The sequence below is a fragment of the Sinorhizobium psoraleae genome (assembly GCF_013283645.1).
GTDB classification, from domain to species: Bacteria; Pseudomonadota; Alphaproteobacteria; order Rhizobiales; family Rhizobiaceae; genus Sinorhizobium; species Sinorhizobium psoraleae.
Map to the genome: position 1 here is coordinate 799,516 of NZ_JABEKV010000002.1, position 18,917 is coordinate 818,432.

At 61.2% G+C, this 18,917-nt stretch carries 15 protein-coding genes; 6 read left to right on the forward strand and 9 right to left on the reverse strand.

Features of this window, described 5'->3' with window-relative positions:
• Nucleotides 1-254: 254 nt before the first annotated feature.
• The gene (locus tag ILFOPFJJ_RS12505) at nucleotides 255-1,439 is read right to left on the reverse strand and encodes a BaiN/RdsA family NAD(P)/FAD-dependent oxidoreductase (RefSeq protein ID WP_173510861.1); all 1,185 of its coding nucleotides are present in this window, start codon (nucleotides 1,437-1,439) and stop codon (nucleotides 255-257) included.
• Between the two features lie 134 nt (nucleotides 1,440-1,573).
• On the opposite strand from ILFOPFJJ_RS12505, the gene ILFOPFJJ_RS12510 reads away from it, so the two are divergent.
• The 5 genes from ILFOPFJJ_RS12510 to edd all read left to right on the forward strand — a co-directional run bounded on the left by ILFOPFJJ_RS12510 (nucleotide 1,574) and on the right by edd (nucleotide 8,662).
• Nucleotides 1,574-3,010 (forward strand): glutamine synthetase family protein, encoded by a 1,437-nt coding sequence (locus ILFOPFJJ_RS12510; protein WP_173510862.1) that lies wholly within the window; start codon nucleotides 1,574-1,576, stop codon nucleotides 3,008-3,010.
• Nucleotides 3,011-3,025: 15 nt separating this feature from the next.
• Nucleotides 3,026-4,312, forward strand: coding sequence for an NAD(P)/FAD-dependent oxidoreductase (locus tag ILFOPFJJ_RS12515; RefSeq protein ID WP_173510863.1), 1,287 nt, complete (start codon nucleotides 3,026-3,028; stop codon nucleotides 4,310-4,312).
• 98 nt (nucleotides 4,313-4,410) lie between these two features.
• Nucleotides 4,411-5,886, forward strand: coding sequence for a glucose-6-phosphate dehydrogenase (zwf, locus tag ILFOPFJJ_RS12520; RefSeq protein WP_173510864.1), 1,476 nt, complete (start codon nucleotides 4,411-4,413; stop codon nucleotides 5,884-5,886).
• Nucleotides 5,887-5,895: 9 nt separating this feature from the next.
• Complete coding sequence (pgl, locus tag ILFOPFJJ_RS12525) at nucleotides 5,896-6,594, forward strand: 6-phosphogluconolactonase (protein ID WP_173510865.1); 699 nt, start codon at nucleotides 5,896-5,898, stop codon at nucleotides 6,592-6,594.
• A 247-nt stretch (nucleotides 6,595-6,841) separates the two neighbouring features.
• Nucleotides 6,842-8,662 (forward strand): phosphogluconate dehydratase, encoded by a 1,821-nt coding sequence (gene edd / locus ILFOPFJJ_RS12530; RefSeq protein WP_173510866.1) that lies wholly within the window; start codon nucleotides 6,842-6,844, stop codon nucleotides 8,660-8,662.
• A 44-nt stretch (nucleotides 8,663-8,706) separates the two neighbouring features.
• Here the strand turns inward: edd and ILFOPFJJ_RS12535 are convergent, their stop codons facing one another.
• The 7 genes from ILFOPFJJ_RS12535 to ILFOPFJJ_RS12565 all read right to left on the reverse strand — a co-directional run bounded on the left by ILFOPFJJ_RS12535 (nucleotide 8,707) and on the right by ILFOPFJJ_RS12565 (nucleotide 16,491).
• Entirely contained in the window at nucleotides 8,707-9,072 is a 366-nt protein-coding gene (locus ILFOPFJJ_RS12535) for a GFA family protein (RefSeq protein WP_173510867.1), read from the reverse strand.
• Between the two features lie 184 nt (nucleotides 9,073-9,256).
• Entirely contained in the window at nucleotides 9,257-9,667 is a 411-nt protein-coding gene (locus ILFOPFJJ_RS12540) for a hypothetical protein (RefSeq protein ID WP_173510868.1), read from the reverse strand.
• Between the two features lie 299 nt (nucleotides 9,668-9,966).
• Entirely contained in the window at nucleotides 9,967-11,055 is a 1,089-nt protein-coding gene (locus ILFOPFJJ_RS12545; protein ID WP_173510869.1) for an ABC transporter ATP-binding protein, read from the reverse strand.
• Between the two features lie 72 nt (nucleotides 11,056-11,127).
• Nucleotides 11,128-12,783 carry a beta-galactosidase BglA gene (bglA, locus tag ILFOPFJJ_RS12550; RefSeq protein WP_173510870.1) on the reverse strand — a complete coding sequence of 552 codons (1,656 nt, stop codon included), beginning with the start codon at nucleotides 12,781-12,783 and terminating at the stop codon, nucleotides 11,128-11,130.
• A 29-nt stretch (nucleotides 12,784-12,812) separates the two neighbouring features.
• The gene (locus tag ILFOPFJJ_RS12555) at nucleotides 12,813-13,958 is read right to left on the reverse strand and encodes a carbohydrate ABC transporter permease (protein WP_173510871.1); all 1,146 of its coding nucleotides are present in this window, start codon (nucleotides 13,956-13,958) and stop codon (nucleotides 12,813-12,815) included.
• Nucleotide 13,959: 1 nt separating this feature from the next.
• A complete protein-coding gene (locus ILFOPFJJ_RS12560) occupies nucleotides 13,960-14,970 on the reverse strand; it encodes a carbohydrate ABC transporter permease (protein WP_173510872.1) in 1,011 nt (336 codons plus the stop codon).
• Between the two features lie 162 nt (nucleotides 14,971-15,132).
• Nucleotides 15,133-16,491 carry an ABC transporter substrate-binding protein gene (locus tag ILFOPFJJ_RS12565; protein WP_173510873.1) on the reverse strand — a complete coding sequence of 453 codons (1,359 nt, stop codon included), beginning with the start codon at nucleotides 16,489-16,491 and terminating at the stop codon, nucleotides 15,133-15,135.
• 295 nt (nucleotides 16,492-16,786) lie between these two features.
• Here ILFOPFJJ_RS12565 and ILFOPFJJ_RS12570 point away from each other — a divergent pair, with 295 nt between their 5' ends.
• A complete protein-coding gene (locus tag ILFOPFJJ_RS12570; RefSeq protein WP_173510874.1) occupies nucleotides 16,787-17,842 on the forward strand; it encodes a substrate-binding domain-containing protein in 1,056 nt (351 codons plus the stop codon).
• A 92-nt stretch (nucleotides 17,843-17,934) separates the two neighbouring features.
• Here ILFOPFJJ_RS12570 and folD read toward each other — a convergent pair whose 3' ends face one another.
• A complete protein-coding gene (gene folD, locus ILFOPFJJ_RS12575) occupies nucleotides 17,935-18,834 on the reverse strand; it encodes a bifunctional methylenetetrahydrofolate dehydrogenase/methenyltetrahydrofolate cyclohydrolase FolD (protein ID WP_173510875.1) in 900 nt (299 codons plus the stop codon).
• Nucleotides 18,835-18,917 lie beyond the last annotated feature (83 nt).

Sequence of the window (18,917 nt, forward strand, 5' to 3'; positions counted from 1 at the left end):
TCCTACAGCGCCACGCATCTTTTCAGACCTGCAAAGGCCGCTGTAACCGTCTGAGTTTCCGGCAGCCAACCCGGCTACCATGCTGATCATGGTGCCTTCATCCTGCGGCCAAGGAAAGTCCATGAAATGGAAACAGTGTGGTTTCCGTTTAGGGACCACCCCGGTCCTCCGCGGGCAGTGCAGCCACAAAAATCAGGTTCAACCATTTCCGTTAACAATGGCTGAAAAGGCAAATCACCAATTTTTCCGGATGGTCACACCTCTTGACCGGCGGCAAAACCGGAAGCCCAGGCCCATTGGAAATTGTAGCCGCCGAGCCACCCGGTGACGTCAACGCATTCCCCGATGAAATAAAGCCCGGGAACCTCCCTCGCCTGCATCGTCCGGGAGTCCAGCGCACGGGTGTCGACGCCGCCGAGCGTAACCTCCGCGGTCCTGTAGCCCTCCGATCCGGCGGGCTTCAGCGCCCAGCTCTGGATGGATGCCGACAATGTATCGATGGCCTTGTCGGAAAGGTCGGCAAGCATCCGTCCCGTCAATTTTGCTTCCTCCGTGAAAAACTGCGCCAGCCGCCGCGGCAGGATGTCGGCCAAGGCCGTGTGCGTCGCCTGGCGACCGTTCGTTCGACGCATCCCCTTGAGAATGGAGGCAATGTCAATGTCCGGCATCAGGCGCAGGACGATCTCCGCGCCTTCGCGCCAATAGGAGGATATCTGCAGGATGGCGGGTCCGCTCAAGCCGCGGTGAGTGAGCAACACCGCTTCGCGAAAAGCGGCCTTGCCGCAGCGCGCCTCGGCATCGGCCGCGACGCCGGCCAGTTCGCCGATCTTTTCGAGCTGTACCGGATCGAGGGTCAAGGGAACCAATGCCGGCCGCGTTTCGACGATCGGCAGACCGAACTGTTCCGCGATCCTGTAGGCAAAGCCCGTCGCGCCCATTTTCGGGATCGACTTGCCGCCGCTCGCCACCACCAGTGACGCAGCCTCGACGGCACCATCATTGGTCATCACGCGGAAACCGGATGCAATCTTCTCGACAGTCGAAACCGCCGTTGCAAGCCGGAGCGCCACGACTGCCTCCCGCATTTCGGCGAGCAGCATGCGGATGATGTCCTTCGCCGAGTGATCGCAGAAGAGCTGGCCGAGCGTCTTCTCGTGCCAAGCAATGCCATGCCGCTCGACGAGTGCGACGAAGTCCTGCGGCCGATAGCGCGCGAGCGCCGACTTGCAAAAATGCGGATTGTCGGAAAGGAAGTTCTTCGGAGCGGCATGGATGTTGGTGAAGTTGCAGCGCCCGCCGCCGGAGATGCGGATCTTCTCGCCGGGCGCCTTGGCGTGGTCGAGCACGAGCACGCGGCGTCCGCGTTTTCCCGCTTCGATCGCGCACATCATGCCCGCGGCGCCCGCCCCAATGATTACCACATCATGTTTTTCTGCCACGGAAGACCCTTTTTGCGTTTGCGTCTTCCTTTCCGACGGCAGAACCAAAAGTCAATCGTGAACCGCCGAAGCCGCTCTAGCCAATCGCCAAACTCCGGCTATGATGCGCTATCCGAAGCCAAAACCGGTGATTTATGCCCTCCAAGAGAAGTGTCGCCCAACAAGCAGCAAAGATCAGCAAGAGTTCGAAAATACCCGTCGCCCTGCATTCGCTCCGAGGCGTGAAGACCTGGAAGGAAGCAGTCGACTGGCTCAAGATCCGCGGCATCGAAGACATCGAGTGCATCACACCCGACCTTGCCGGCGTACCGCGCGGCAAGATGATGCCGACCTCCAAGTTCACGTCGAACACCTCGCTCGCCCTGCCTTCGGCGATCTACCGTCATACGATTTCCGGCGAATATCCCGACGAAACCGAACAGTTCCGCTACGATTCGCGCGACAGCGACATCAAGCTGATGCCCGATCTTTCGACTCTTTCCGTTGTACCTTGGGAGACTGACCCGACGGCGCAGGTGATCTGCGACATCGTCGGCTCGCAGGGCGAGCAGATCAGCTATACGCCGCGCAACGTTCTGAAACGCGTGGTCGATCTCTATCGCCAGAAAGGATGGAAACCGGTCGTCGCGCCCGAGATCGAGTTCTATCTCGTCGCCCAGAACGATGATCCCGACTATCCGCTGCGTCCGCCGAAGGGTCGCTCCGGCCGCTCGATCCTCGGCGGTCAGGGCTATTCGATCGCCGGCATCAACGAATTCGACGAACTGATCGACGATATCTACCACTTCTCCGAAAAGCAGGGCCTCGAGATCGACACTCTCATTCACGAAGAGGGTCCCGCCCAGCTCGAAATCAACCTCAGGCACGGCGACCCTATCGAGCTTGCCGATCAGGTTTTCCTGTTCAAGCGCACGATTCGCGAGGCGGCACTGAAGCACGGCATCTACGCGACCTTCATGGCGAAGCCGATGCAGGGCCAGCCCGGCTCGGCGATGCACATTCACCAGTCGGTCGTCGAGATCAATACCGGTCGCAATCTGTTCTCGAATGCGGACGGATCCCCATCGAAGGAATTCTTCTCCTTCATCGGCGGCATGCAGCATTACGTGCCGAGGACGTTGGCGATGATGGCGCCATATGTGAACTCCTACCGGCGGCTGACTCCTGACATGTCGGCGCCGGTGAATACCGCCTGGGGTTACGACAACCGGACGACGGCATTCCGCATCCCGGTCTCGGACGCGGCGGCGAGACGCATCGAGAACCGTCTGCCGAGTTCGGATGCCAACCCTTATCTGGCGCTCGCGGCCTCGCTCGGCTGCGGCTATCTCGGCATCATCGAAGACCTGCAGCCCTCGCCACCGACCGAGGACACCGCCAACGAAGGCGAAATCGATTTGCCGCGCGGCCTGCTCGAGGCGGTTTCGCTGCTCGAATCGGCGCCCTCGCTCGCCGACGTCTTCACGCCCGAGTTCATCGCCATCTATGCCGGCGTGAAGCGTGGTGAATTCGAGACATTCATGCAGGTGATCAGTCCGTGGGAACGCGAATTCCTGCTTCTGAACGTCTGACCGAAAGGCACCTCTATGCCCTGGCAAAGTCCGATCTCGCCCGGAATTTCCTGGTACGAGGCGACGGTACTGGAGCGTCCGGACTACCCGGCGCTGGCAGGCTCGTGCAAGACTGACGTTGCGATCATCGGCGGCGGCTATACCGGTCTTCAGGCCGCCTACAACCTCGCCAAGCACGGTACCGACGTTGCGCTGATCGACGCCTGCCGTTTTGGCGACGGCGCCTCGGGCCGGAACGGCGGCCAGTTCGGCACGGGCCAGCGCGCCTGGGCGGACGAGGCGGAGGAAGCGCTCGGCCACGAGCGCGCCAAGCTGCTTTTCGAGATGGCGGAAAACGCCAAGCGCTACGTGCTGGACTTCGCCGGCGAACACGGAATCGACATCGAGTTCGTCCCTGGCCAGCTCTCCGTGAGCCACAAGCAGAGTCTCGAGAAATACTACCGCAGACACGTCGAAGCGATGGCGGAGCGGTTCGGCTACCCGCATCTTTCCTTCATGGAACGGGATGAGACGGCAAGCCGGCTCGGGTCGCATCATTATCAATTCGGCATACGCGACACCGGCACCGGGCACATCCACCCGATGAAGCTGCTTGTCGGGCTCGCGAAGCAGGCATCGCGAGCCGGCGCCAAGCTCCACGAACACACAAAGGCACTGAAGATCGAGAAAAAGGGCGGCGCGATCGTCATTGACACCGATCGGGGCACGATAACCGCCGACCGGGCCTTGATCGCCTGCAACGCCCATATCGGCAACCTCGAGCCGGTAACCGCAAGCCACGTCATGCCGATCCGTTCGTTCATCGGCGCAACAAAGGTCTTGTCCGGCCATCCGAATGTGCTGCCCGGCGGGGAATCCGTCGACGATTCGCGTTTCGTGGTGCGCTATTTCCGCAAATCGAAGGATGGACGGCTGCTTTTCGGCGGGCGCGAAGCCTATACGGCCGACAACCCACGCGACATTTCCAGCCATATCCGCCGACAGATCAGCGAGATATATCCGGCACTCGCCAACGTCGAGATCACCCACGCCTGGGGCGGGTCGGTCGGCATCACCATGCCGCGCCATCCCTTCTGCAGAGAGGTCATGCCCGGTGTCACAAGCATCGGTGGTTATTCCGGTCACGGCGTCATGCTGTCCAACTACTGTGGCAAGCTCTATGCTGACCTGGCTTTGGGTAAAACGACGGAACTGGACCTTCTCAAGGCCTTGAAAATACCAGCTTTCCCGGGCGGAATGCGATTCCGCTCGGCGCTCCTGTTCCTCGCGCTCAGCTGGTACGCCTTGCGCGACCGGTTTTAAAAAGCCGGGTGCAGCCTCATTTTGTTGCGCCGCACCCTAGCGTTTTTAAATCGATTAGATTATACGTGCCCCTGACCTGAACGAGATCGAGATATCCCATGAGCAGCCAGATCATTCCCGTCGACCCGTTTGACTATGTCGTGTTCGGGGGCACCGGCGATCTTGCGGAGCGCAAGCTTCTGCCCGCGCTCTATCACCGACAGATCGAAGGTCAATTCACTGAGCCTACACGTATCATCGGTGCGTCGCGCGCGGCACTCACCCATGAGGAATACCGGGGATTTGCGACCGAGGCCCTGAAAGAGCATCTGAAACAGGGCGAATTCAACGAAGCGGAAGTGGAGAAGTTCACGTCGCGGCTCTACTACGTCTCGGTCGACGCCAAGTCCGACCAAGGTTGGGACTCGCTGAAGAAGATCCTTGAAGAAGGAAAGGATCGCATCCGCGCCTTCTATCTCGCCGTCGGCCCGGCGATCTTCGGCGATATCTCGGAAAAGATTCGCGACCACAAGCTCATCACCAAGAGCACCCGGATCGTCGTCGAAAAGCCGATCGGGCGCGACCTCGCATCGGCGACGGAACTCAACGACACGATCGGCCGGGTGTTCCGTGAAGAGCAGATCTTCCGCATCGATCACTATCTCGGCAAGGAGACAGTGCAGAACCTCATGGCTCTGCGCTTTGCCAATGCGCTTTACGAGCCGCTGTGGAACTCGGCGCACATCGACCACGTGCAGATCACGGTTTCGGAATCCGTCGGCCTGGAAAATCGTGCCGGCTATTACGACAAGGCGGGCGCGCTCCGCGACATGGTGCAGAACCACATTCTGCAACTCGTCTGCTTCGTAGCCATGGAAGCGCCGACCTCGATGGACGCCGAGGCGGTGCGCGACGAAAAGCTCAAGGTGCTTCGCGCGCTGAAGCCGATCACCGCGGCCAATGTCGAGCAGGTGACGGTTCGCGGCCAGTATCGCGCGGGCGCATCTGCGGGCGGCCCGGTGAAGGGCTATCTGGAGGAACTCGAAGGCGGCGTTTCCAACACCGAAACCTTCGTCGCACTCAAGGCCGAGGTCAGCAACTGGCGCTGGGCCGGCGTGCCCTTCTATATACGCACCGGCAAGCGCATGGCGGGCCGCATGTCGGAGATCGTCATCACGTTCAAGCAGATTCCCCACTCGATCTTCGACCACAGTGCCGGACGCATCTCGGCCAACCAGTTGATGATCCGCCTCCAGCCGAACGAAGGCGTCAAGCAGTCGCTGATGATCAAGGATCCGGGGCCGGGCGGCATGCGCCTCAGGAACGTGCCCCTGGACATGAGCTTCGCGGAAGCATTCGACGTGCGCAACGCCGACGCCTATGAGCGGCTGCTGCTCGATGTCGTCCGCAACAACCAGACGCTGTTCGTGCGCCGCGACGAAGTGGAAGCCGCCTGGCAATGGATCGACCCTATCCTCAAGGCGTGGGAAACGACCGGGCAGCAGGTGCAGGGTTATACGGCCGGCACCTGGGGGCCGAGCCAGTCGATCGCGCTGATCGAGCGCGACGGCCGCACCTGGAACGATACGATCTAGGACCGGCTCATGAGCACCATCCTGCACACATTCGAGAATGGAACTGCACTGGCGGAAGGCCTCGCGGACGCCGTCCGCGCCAGGCTCGCCGCGGCGATCGATGCGCGCGGCGCGGCGAGCATCGCGGTCTCCGGCGGATCGACGCCGAAAGCGTTCTTCCAGGCGCTGTCGCAGCGCGAACTCGACTGGGCGAAAGTGACCGTCACCCTCGTCGACGAACGCTTCGTGCCGCAGGAAAACGAACGCTCCAACCATGGCCTCGTCGCTCAGAACCTCCTGCAAAACGAGGCGGCCAAGGCGCATTTCGTGCCGCTCTATCATGCCGCGGCGACCGCCGAGGAGGCGGCAACCATGGCGAGCCAATCGGTGGCGGCCATCGGCACGCCCTTCGATATCGTCGTTCTCGGGATGGGAACGGACGGGCATACCGCGTCGTTCTTCCCGGGTGGGACGCGCCTCAAGGAGGCGATCGATCCCGCGACGCCACGCGGCGTGATCACCATGGAAGCGGAAGGCGCGGGCGAAATACGCCTGACCTTCACCTTTTCCAGTCTCCAGGACGCCGGGTTACTCGTCCTCCATATCGAAGGCGACGGCAAGAAGGAGGTTCTTGCCCGAGCGGAGGCGCCCGGTGACGAGGCGGAGATGCCGATCCGCGCCATGTTGCGGCGGGCCACCTCGCCGCTGCAGATCTATTGGGCGCCGTAACACGGCGGAGCGTGGCCCGTTCGGGCAAGCCGCCGAGGGTAGAAAGCGCTCCGACTTGGAGCATTCCCTGCGCGCTCACTCGAATGCGCAGGTCGTGTTGGGTGATTTGTCCTTATTTCGCTATCGGATTGAGGGTAAATTACAACAGCAATTCAAACTGTTGCAGCCACCGATGCGGAGAGCGCGGCCGCTGTAGACCGATAACAGGATGAAGACAGGAGCCCCAAGCTCCGGAACAGGATGTGTCATGTCCGCCGATTCCCGCGTTGCCGCAATCACCGCCCGTATCGTCGAGCGCTCGAAACCCCAGCGCGAGGCCTATCTCGATCGCGTCCGTAGCGCGTCGGCAAACGGGCCGCACCGCAGCGTGCTCGGCTGCGGCAACCTCGCGCACGGGTTTGCCGTCTGTTCCCCCGCCGAGAAGACGGCGCTCGCGGGTGACCGCGTCCCCAACCTCGGCATCATCACCTCCTACAACGACATGCTCTCGGCGCATCAGCCCTTCGAGACCTATCCGGCACTGATCCGGGAGGCGGCTCGCGAGGCGGGCGGCGTGGCGCAAGTCGCCGGTGGCGTGCCGGCGATGTGCGACGGCGTCACCCAGGGGCAGCCGGGGATGGAGCTTTCCCTCTTCTCGCGCGACCTGATCGCGATGGCTGCCGGCGTCGGCCTGTCGCACAACATGTTCGATTCCGCGGTCTATCTCGGCGTCTGCGACAAGATCGTTCCGGGCCTCGTCATCGCAGCGCTGACTTTCGGCCACTTGCCGGCGGTCTTCATTCCCGCCGGACCGATGACCTCAGGTCTGCCTAACGACGAAAAGGCCCGCGTCCGCCAGCTCTTCGCCGAAGGCAAGGTCGGTCGCGACGAGCTGCTCGAGGCGGAATCCAAGTCCTATCACGGCCCGGGTACCTGCACCTTCTACGGCACCGCCAACTCCAACCAGATGCTGATGGAAATCATGGGCTTCCACCTGCCCGGCGCCTCCTTCATCAATCCCGGCACGCCGCTGCGCGACGCGCTGACGAAGGAAGCGGCAAAGCGGGCGCTCGCCATCACCGCCATGGGCAACGAGTTCACCCCCGCCGGCGAAATGATCGATGAACGATCGATCGTCAACGGTGTCGTCGGCCTGCATGCGACGGGCGGCTCGACCAACCACACCATGCATCTTGTTGCCATGGCGCGCGCGGCGGGCATCCTGCTCACCTGGCAGGATATCTCGGAACTTTCCGATATCGTGCCGCTTCTCGCGCGCGTCTATCCGAACGGACTCGCGGACGTGAACCATTTCCACGCCGCCGGCGGCATGGGCTTCCTGATCAGCCAGCTGCTCAAGAACGGATTGCTGCACGACGACGTCAGGACGGTGTTCGGCCACGGCCTTAACGCCTATGCGATCGACATCAAGCTCGGCGCCAACGGAGGCGTGCACCGCGAGCCGGCGCCGCAACAGAGTGCCGACCCGAAGGTGCTGGCAACGATCGACCAACCGTTCCAGCACACGGGCGGGTTAAAGATGCTCGCGGGCAATCTCGGCAAGGCCGTGATCAAGATTTCGGCCGTCAAACCGGAGCGCCATGTCATTGAGGCGCCGGCGAAGATCTTTCATGACCAAGCGGAACTCAACGCCGCATTCAAGGCGGGGAAGCTCGAAGGCGATTTCGTCGCGGTGGTCCGCTTCCAGGGGCCGAAGGCCAATGGCATGCCGGAACTGCACAAGCTGACGACCGTGCTCGGCATTCTCCAGGACCGCGGTCAGAAAGTCGCGATCTTGACCGATGGCCGCATGTCAGGCGCGTCCGGCAAGGTGCCTGCGGCCATCCATGTCACACCGGAAGCAAAGGATGGCGGGCCGATCGCGCGCATCCAGGAGGGCGACATCGTCCGCATCGACGCCGTTGCCGGGACGATCGAGGTGCTGGTCGAAGACATTGCGCTGAGAACGCGCGTGCCGGCACATATCGACCTCTCCGACAACGAATTCGGCATGGGCCGTGAGCTCTTCGCTCCGTTCCGCAGGATCGCGGGCACGGCCGATCATGGGGCAAGCGTCCTTTTCCAGTAAGGCGGCGGATGCCCGTGCTGGCGCACCGTTACGGGACGCTCCAGCTACGGGAGCGGCCCGGGATGAATATCGTTTCGCCCATCATAATGTTCGATTTCGAGTGTGAACACGTCCACTCCCTCGATGCAGCGGGCATTGAGTGAGACGCGGTTCTCCGGATAGCCGCTTCGCATGATCGCAGTGCCACATGTGGGGCAGAAGTGATGGCCTTCGGTAACGCCGCGCCAGATGTAGCTCGACAGGCGGCGCTTTTCAGTGATGAGCCTGACACTGGCGGAATCCACCTTCCAATGAAGGAAACCCGACCGCCGGCACGTCGAACAATTGCATTCGATCAATCCTGAGAGATCAGCATCGACCTCGACACAAATGTCGCCGCAATGACAGGAAAGACGATAGGGTCGCTGCATAGCGGTTCTCTCGCTTCAAGCGCAGTCGATCTGCTGTATGGTTCCTTAGTCGGAGCCGATTTAAGGCGACGTGCCTGCCTGAGACGCGCGGCGCCTTAGTGTCAAATTTCGACGACGAAGGTAATCCCGTCAAGAGAGAGGACAACTGCAGACGCATAGCTGCAAGACGGCGCACTTCCGATTTTCAGCGGTAGATATCGAGCGTGCGATTGCGATGGTTCGGATGCGTGCTGTAGACGAAAATCCGGTTCAAATCGCGATCGGTCAAAAGCCGCAGGAAGCGGGCTTCGATGATATTGTTGGCATGGACGCGCTTGAGCAGGCACCCGATCAAGGGAATGCGCGCGCTCGGGATGTCGAGATAGAAGTTCTGCGGCAGCTTGAACTTCGTCAGGATACCGATGACGGCGCCGCTCTTGGAGAGCTTGATGATTTCGCAGCGACGCGATGAAAGGTTCTGTACGCCTTTCTCGGTGAATTCGATGCGCGCCTCGTTGCGTGTGTCCTCCATTGGGAAGTTCGTTTCCCGATCGTACATGAAGGATTCTTCCTTGTTGAGGAAGTGCTGGTGCACCACGGGGGACGCGCCGCTCATCGAATTCGCCTTTCGCATTTCTACCTGCGGCGACGCTAACCCATGAAATTTAACAGAGAGTTTGGCTTCCCAAACACGTGTGGAAAACTCGTGCGGAAGCGCCGGGCGAGTCCGATATGGTTAAATCCATCTGACTGAATGCGGAGGAGAAAGCGCGCGCTGTTCCTTCGCTTGCGCCGCACCACCGGTGACATGGACCACAGCGCCGCGCGTCTTATCGGACGCGCAAAGAACGCTGCAGCCCCTTGAAACTGAGCAATCCGGACGGAAAACCGTTACACACTGCTCCTGGAATTGCACTAAGCGCGATAGCTGCGCCCGGCTTCGTCAAAAAGGTGAAGCTTTGCCTTGTCGGCGGTGAAGCGCACCTTGTCTCCCCTGTTGACCTGCGAGATGCCGGGGATCTTCGCGATGATCGGCTCGTTTTCGACCAGTCCCTCGATGTAGAGCAGCGTCACTTCGCCAAGCGCCTCGACGATCGAGACCGTTCCTTCGAACAGGAAGTCTTCGGTCTGCGTCGCCTGCAGATCTTCCGGCCGCACTCCGAAGCTCGCCTTCTTACCGTTTTCGGAAGCGTTCGTGGAGATATCAAGCGTCACCGACTTGCCGCCTGCGAGCGTCACCGTGGTCTGCGCGCCGGTCGCGGAGATCGTCGACGGGATGATGTTCATCGCCGGCGAGCCTATGAAGCGGGCGACAAAAAGGTTCGCCGGGCGCTCGTAGAGTTCGAGTGGGGCACCGACCTGCTCGATATGACCGGCGGAAAGCACGACGATGCGGTCGGCGAGCGTCATAGCCTCCACTTGGTCATGGGTGACATAGATCATCGTCGTATCGGCCATCTGCTCGTTGAGCTTGGCGATCTCGATCCGGGTGGCGACGCGCAAGGCGGCATCGAGATTGGAAAGCGGCTCGTCGAAGAGAAAGACCTTGGGGTCTCGGCAGATCGCGCGACCGATCGCCACGCGCTGGCGCTGGCCGCCCGAAAGCGCCTTTGGCAGCCGGTCCAGATATTTGGTGAGCTGGAGGATTTCCGCCGCCGAGCGCACGCGGCGGTCGATCTCCTCCTTCGGCTCCTTGGCGATCCGCATCCCGAAAGCCATGTTGTCATAGACTGTCATGTGCGGATAGAGCGCGTAGGACTGGAACACCATGGCGATGCCGCGCTTCGATGGCGGCACCTCGTTGACCCGTTCGCCATCGATGAACATGTCGCCGCCGGTTATCTCTTCAAGGCCGGCGATCATCCTGAGCAGCGTCGATTTCCCGCAACCGGACGGTCCAACGAAGACGATGAACTCACCCTGCTTGATGTCGAGGTTGATGCCGTGAATGACATCAACCGCCCCATAGGACTTGCGGATATCTTTAAGCAACAGGCCTGTCATCGCATCCTCCCCTCTCCATTTCTCCAAAAGGCGCTTTCTTCATGCGAACCGTTGTCCTTCGCTGGAAAACGCTTAGCCGAGGCGCGCGAAGAACGCGCCCCAGGCCGGAAGATTAACCTTGTTGTCCCTGATTTCCGAAACGAAACCGTGGCCCTCGAGTGGTTCCAATCGTTCGCTCGGCAACTCGGCGGTCGCGCGTCCTTCGCTCATGTTGAACACGCAAAGCAATTTCTCGTTGCCATAGGTGCGCAGGAAGCCGAGGAGCGGCGCCCGCGTCTCGAAAAACTCGATCTCGCCCTTGGCAAAGGCCGGATACGCCTTTCTGAATCTCAGGAAGCGGCGGTAATGCTGCATGATTGAGGCCGGGTCCGCCTCCTGAATGGCAACTGCGTGCGCAAGGTGGGCCTCGGAAACCGGCAGCCATGGTTTGGCGTCGCTGAACCCGCCGTCCGACATGCTCTCCCAAACCATCGGCGTGCGGCAGCCGTCGCGCCCCTTGAAATCCGGCCAGAACTGGATGCCGTAGGGATCCCGCAAATCCTCGTAGGCGAGTTCCGCCTCCGTCAGCCCCAGTTCCTCGCCCTGGTACAGGCAAACGGAACCACGCAGCGACATCAAAAGGCTCGCCAGCAGCTTGGCGTGCGCGCCGTAATCGCTGACGCCGTCGGCCCAGCGGCTGGCGTGCCGAACGACATCATGATTGGAAAAGGCCCAGCAGGCCCAGCCTTCGGGTGCCGCCTTCTGGAAATCAGACAGCACCTCGGCCACCCGTTCCGGCGTCGGAGCTTCCGGCGCCAGGAACTCGAAGGCATAGCACATGTGCATCTTGTCACCGTCGGACGTATATTCACCGGCGATCTCAAGCCCGCGCTGGCTGTCGCCAACCTCGCCGACGGCAGCGATCGCCGGAAACTCGTCCATCGCCGCCCGGAAACGCCTGAGGAACTCGAGGTTTTCGGGCTGGTTCTTGTCGTAAAGGTGTTCCTGATAGTTGTACGGATTGACCGCCGGCGCCGTCGAGGCATTGCGCCGCTCCGGTGCCAAGGCCGGGTTGTCGCGCAGTTGCTTGTCGTGGAAATAGAAGTTGATGGTGTCGAGGCGGAAGCCGTCGACGCCGCGCTCCAGCCAGAAGCGTTCGACGGCGAGCAGTGCCTCCTGCACTTGCGGATTGTGCAGGTTGAGGTCCGGCTGAGACGTCAGGAAGTTGTGCAGGTAATACTGCAGCCGCGTCGGATCCCAGGCCCAGGCCGAGCCGCCGAAGATCGACAGCCAGTTGTTGGGCGGGCTTCCGTCGGGTTTGGAATCGGCCCAGACATACCAGTCCGCCTTGCCGTTGCTACGGCTCGACCGGCTCTCGACGAACCATGGATGCTGGTCGGACGTATGCGACAGAACGAGATCGATCATGACCCGCACGCCGAGCCGGTGCGCCTCTGTGATCAGCTCATCGAAATCCTCGAGCTTGCCGAAGATCGGATCGACGTCCCGATAGTCGGAGACGTCATAGCCGAAATCCTTCATCGGCGAAGTGAAAAAGGGCGAGATCCAGATCGCGTCTACGCCGAGCGCCGCAATATGCGCCAGCCGGGCGGTGATTCCCTTCAGGTCGCCGATGCCATCGCCGTTCGTGTCCTGATAGGAGCGCGGATAGATCTGGTAGATCACCGCTCCACGCCACCAGTCCTTGTCGGGCTGCAGAATGGAGCCGGTCGTTTCTGTCATGTGCATTCGCGTAAAAGGTCCTTGTCTTGAATCTGTCAGCCGCCCTTGACCGACCCCGCGAGCAGGCCGCGCACGAGATAGCGCTGCAGCGCGAAGAAGACGATCAGAGGAACGACGATGGTGATGAAGGCGGAAGCGGTCAGGATTTCCCAGTTGCCGCCGCGAGAGCCGAGGAGGTTGACCAGGCGCCCCGTCAGGACGAGCTGATCCTGGCCCGTGCCGAGGAAGACGATGGCGACCAGAAGATCGTTCCAGGTCCAGAGGAATTGGAAGATCGCAAAGGAGGCGAGCGCCGGGAACGACAATGGCAGGATGATCTTGACGAAGATGTCAAAATCGCTGGCGCCGTCGACGCGTGCGGATTCCATGATCTCGCGCGGCAGACCGGCCATGTAATTGCGCAAGAGATAGATCGCGAGTGGCAAACCGAAGCCGGTATGGGCGAGCCAGATACCCATATAGGTCTTGGCCGGCACGCCGAGGAAAGCACCGACGCCGTTATAGAGCTTCAAGAGCGGAATAAGCGACATCTGCAGCGGCACGACCAGCAGGCCGACCACCACGGCGATCAGGATTGCACGCCCGGGAAAAGGCATCCAGGCCAGAGCATAGGCTGCAAAAGCTGCTATCAGAATCGGGATGACCGTCGATGGAACGGCAACCGTCAGCGAGTTGATGAAGGACGCGCCAATGCCCTCCGCACTCAGAACCTCTCTATAGTTGTCGAGCGTGAAACGCGGCGGTGCCGCGGCGGTGAAAAAGATGCGCTGGCCGCGCGAGCCTTCCATCCTCGTGTCGGAAACGATCTCGAAGCTGCCGTCCGCCTGCACCGTCAGCTTTTCGCCGCCGTTCAGATCGGCGGTTTCGCCGGCCTTGAACGCCGCCGGTTCACGACTGGAGAAGCCGAAGGCCGAAACCTGTCCGGCCTGACCATCGAGAACGTTGCCTGAGATGACGAACTTGCCGTCACGTTCGACCTGACTGTCGGCCGACGGAGCGCGCGCGACGGCGTTGCGCGACGACGTGGCAAGCGCCGTCCACCATCCGGAAACGGCGAGCTGATCCTTGTCGCGTAGCGACGATATCAACAGGCCGGCGGTCGGCATCGTCCAGAGAGCGACGAGCAGAAGCACCGAGAGGTGCACGGCCCACATCAGCGGGGAGCGCGTGGCTGGGGTCATCTCAGTGGCTCCTCATTTCCTTGGCCGCGTTGCGGATGTTCCAGATCATGATCGGGACGACGAGAATCATGATCACTACGGCAATCGACGCGCCGCGGCCGAAGTCCCCGCCACCGCGGAACATCCAGTCGAACATGAGGTTGGCGAGCACCTGGCTCTGCCATTGCCCGTTCGTCATCGCCAGAACGATGTCGAAAACCTTGAGCACCAGGATCGTGATGGTGGTCCAGACGACGGCGATCGTGCCCCAGATCTGCGGCACCATGATCTTGAAGAAGATCTGCCAGCCATTGGCGCCGTCGATCACCGCGGCCTCGATGGTCTCCTCCGGTATGCCGCGCAATGCAGCGGAGAGAATGACCATCGCAAATCCTGTCTGGATCCAGATGAGGATGACCATGAGGAAGAAATTGTTCCAGAAGGGCAGCGTGATCCAGGCCTGCGGTACGCCGCCGAAGGCGACGACAATGGCATTCAAGAGGCCGATCTGCTCCGCTCCCTCCGCACGGTAGTCGTAGATGAACTTCCAGATGACGGCGGCGCCAACGAAGGAGATCGCCATCGGCATGAAGATCAGCGTTTTGGCGATGTTGCCCCACCAGATGCGGTCCGTCAGCGCCGCGATGATGAGCCCGAAGAAGGTCGAGAGTGCCGGGACGACCAGCAGCCAGAGGAAATTGTTGAAGATCGACTGACGGAATTCATTGTCATTAACCATCCAGAAGTAGTTACTAAAGCCGACGAAGTTCACTCCCGCTCGATCATGGAAACTGAAAACGACGGACTGGTAGACCGGATAGATGAGATAGATCGTCAGCGCGAACAGTGCGGGCGCCAGAAACAGCCAGGGCCGGATGGCGTTGGTGATGCGCAGGTTGCGGGACGCAGCCTTACCGGAGAGGCCCTTCGACGGGAAAATCTGGTCGAGAATGAAATTGGTGCCCCAGAAATAGGCTGCGCAAGCCAGGACACCGGCAATCATCGTCAGAATGGCAGCGAATAGCTGCTGCATGACACATCCCTCCCCTTAAATGCGCTCCGAAGCAGGATGCTCCCGGCGCATCGTGTGATGACGGCTACCGCTCTTGATTGGGATTACCCCGATTGCCGAGGCAATCCGGACATGAAGGAGCGGCGGACGAGATTAGCATCGTCCGCCGTCTTTGTTTTAGTCTTACTTGATGGAGTCCCATGCCTTCTGCACGCCGGCTGCGACGTCGGCAGACGACTTGCCGCCCACGAAATCGACCATGCCTGTCCAGAAGGCGCCTGCGCCGATCTTGCCCGGCATCAGGTCGGAACCATCGAAACGGAAGGTCGTCGCATTGAGCAGGATCTCGCCCTGCTTCTTCAGCGGCGGATTGCCATAGGTCTCCACGTTGACGCTCTTGTAGGGCGTCAGGAAACTCGTCTGGGCCATCCAGACCTCATGCGCGATCGGCGTCTTCAGAAACTCGATGAAGGCGCGTGCGGCCGGCGTGTCCTTGGTGATCATCGCGAGCGTACCGGCACCCAGCACCGGATTGCCGAGATCCTTCTTGCTCTCATAGGGAGGCAAGTAGAAGAAATCGGCATCCTCGCCGATCACGGTGCCTTCCGGGAAGAAGGACGGGATGAACGAAGCCTGATGGTGCAGGTAGCACTTCGGCGGCGAGGAGAAGAGACCCTTCGGGCTGTCACGGAAGTCGGCAGAGGCCACGGCCGCAGCGCCGCCATCCACGAACTTGTCGTTGCGTGCGAACCAGCCGAATTCGTCCAACGCACCGGTGATCGCCGGATCGGTGAACGGAATCTCGTTCTTGACCCACTTGTCGTAGACATCGGCCGGCTGCGTGCGCAGCATCAGGTCCTCGACCCAGTCCGTCGCCGGCCAGCCGGTCGCGCCGCCCGAACCGAGGCCGATGCACCACGGCTTCTCACCATCGGCGGCGATCTTCTCGGTCAGCGCCTTCAGCTCTTCCATGGTCTTCGGCACTTCGTAGCCGGCGTCCTCGAAGTTTTCCGGCACGTACCAGACGAGCGACTTCACATCGATCTTGTAAGGGAACGCGTAGAGCGCCGGTGCGCCGTCCTTGCCGTTGTAAGTGGAGAGATCGACCCACGATTGACCGGCTGCGTAGTTGTCGAGCAACCATTGCTTGGTTTCGTCACCAAGCGGCGTCAGATAGCCCTTCGAGGCAAGATCGGCGATAAGACCCGGCTGCGGCAGGATCGCGACATCCGGCGGGCTACCAGCTTGAGTGTCGATGACTATCTGCTGTTCATAGTTTTCGGAGGACGAATATTTGATCTCGGCGCCCGTCGCTTCAACGAAATAGGCATAAACGCTCTTGAACAGGGCCTCGTCCTCGCCGCGCCATGGACCGAAGATGGTCAGCGTTTGTCCCTTGAGGTCGTGGCCTTTTTTGAATTCCTCGAAACTCGCCCAATTGAATTTGGAGTCCTCGCCGGGCTTGAATTTCAGCTCGGCAGCATCGGCAGCCCCCACTACCAGGGCGAGCGCAGCCACGCCCATCAGGAATGATCTCTTCACGTTATTGTCCTCCCAACATGAACCCGGACATTGCGCCGCGGGCGGATCATCAACGCGCAAATTCAAAGCGCTTTGAGTTTGCTAAGAAATCATCGCCACTGAGGAAGAGTCAAGCGCTTTCCTCCTGACCGTCTCAAAGTGGCGTGGATATTGCCTTGCATCAACATTTTGCACTGCGGAAACAGGGCTTTTCGCTTTTTCCTGCGCGGTGCGAGTGATACAGGATTTGGGGGCGCTCGCCGGAACACCCTAAATAAGAGGGGTATCCAAAGCGCTTTGGGGAGGAATGCCGACCATGCCGGTCAATCTTAAGCAGCTAGCGGAGTTGCTCGGCCTATCGCAGACGACGGTCAGCCGAGCGCTCAACGGCTACCCGGAAGTCAACGCCAAGACCCGGCAACGGGTCCTGAAAGCGGTGCGCGAGACCGGCTATCGGCCGAACCGCGCCGCGCAACGGCTGGCGACGGGCAAGGCCTATTCCATCGGCCTTGTCATGCCGATTGCATCGGGTATCGGATCGGACATTCATTTCGGCGAATTTCTTGCCGGTCTCGCCGAAGAGGCCGTCAAGCACGACTTTCATTTCGTGCTGAACCCGAGTGCGCCCGAAGACGAGGAAGCAACGTTCCGGCGCCTGGCGGCAAGCGGCAATGTCGACGCACTCTTTCTTGCCCATATGCGCGCCAATGACCCGCGCATCGCCATACTCAAGTCGCTGTCTATCCCCTTTGTCGTGCATGGCCGATCGATCGGAGGCCCGAAAGACTATCCGTTCCTCGACATAGACAACACGGCCGCCTTCTACGACGCGACGAGGCTTCTCATCCAGCTCGGCCATCGGCGGATCGCCCTCATCAATGGACAGGAACACCTGGCCTTCGCCATTCGCCGGAAAAAGGGCGTGACACGCGCCCTCAAGGAGTGGGGTCTCGATCTCGACGAGACATTGGTCCACCACTCGGTGATGACCGATGAATACGGTTATCGCAGCATGCAGCGCTTCCTGAAGCAGCCGGATCCGCCTACCGCCGTTCTCTGCTCGAGTACGGCTCTGGCACTCGGAGCCGTGCGCGCGATCAATCAGGCCGGCCTCACGGTCGGCACGGATATCTCGATCATCGCTCATGACGATGTCTTGCCGATGCTGAAGCCGGAAAATTTCAGCGTGCCGCTGACGACGACGCGCTCGTCGCTGAGGGCCGCCGGCGCGCGCGTCGCAAGCCGGCTGATCGGCGGCATCCTGGACCGCGGCGCCTACCCGGATCAGGAACTTTGGCGCGCGGAACTGATCGTTCGCGCGTCGACCGGACCGGCGTCCGTCAAAAACATCAATTCCAGGAAAAGGGTGTGACGGTCTTCCGTCCGGAATCGCGTAGACGCTGAAGCGGACGGAAAGGCGTTTGGCCCTCCGCCCGCATCCATTTCACATCCTTGGAGCGGTCGTCAGAATTTCGGCGGCTTGCGACCGGCCGTGCGGTAGGCTGCAATGATCGTGTTCGCCATCAGCATGGCAATGGTCATCGGCCCGACACCGCCGGGAACCGGCGTGATCACGCTTGCGACCTTGGCGCATTCCTCGAAGGCGACGTCGCCGACGAGCTTCGTCCTGCCCTCGCCGCGTTCCGGCGCCGGCACGCGATTGATGCCGACGTCGATGACTGTCGCGCCGGGCTTCACCCAATCGGCCTTGACCATTTCCGGGCGACCGACGGCGGCAACCAGAATGTCGGCGTTGCGGCAGACGGCGGGAAGATCCCTCGTGCGTGAATGCGCGGTCGTAACCGTTGCGTTGGCGGCAAGAAGCAGCGCCGACATCGGCTTGCCGAAGAGGTTCGACCGGCCGATGACGACGGCGTTGAGCCCCGAAAGGTCCTCCCCATGCGTGCGGCGCACGAACACCATGGCCCCGGCAGGCGTGCAGGAAATGAGCCCGTTCTCGAGATCTCCGGTCGCGACCCTGCCGGCATTGACGACGTGCAGGCCGTCGACATCCTTCTCGGGCAGGATCGACTGGATGATCGGCTCGGACTGAAGATGCTTCGGCAGCGGCAGTTGCACGAGAATGCCGTGAATGGAGGCGTCCGCATTAAGCTCCGCGACAAGCGCCGCCAGTTCCTCCTGCGACGTCTCCTGCGGCAGCGTGTGCTGGACCGAAAGGAAACCGCATTCCTTGGCCATCTTGCTCTTCGCCGATACGTAGGCGTGGCTTGCCGGATCGTCTCCGACGATAACCACGGCGAGCCCGGCGCGGACGCCGGTTTCCGCCTCCAGCGTCTTTGTGGCGGATTTCACGGTTTCGATGACCGAAGCGGCAACGGCCTTGCCATCAATCACAGTCGTCACGGCGTATCTCCCGGTTTGTCCTTCGCGCGGCACACTCTAGTTCGCGCGGCATCAAGCGATTGCCTGCATGCGCCCTATGCTGT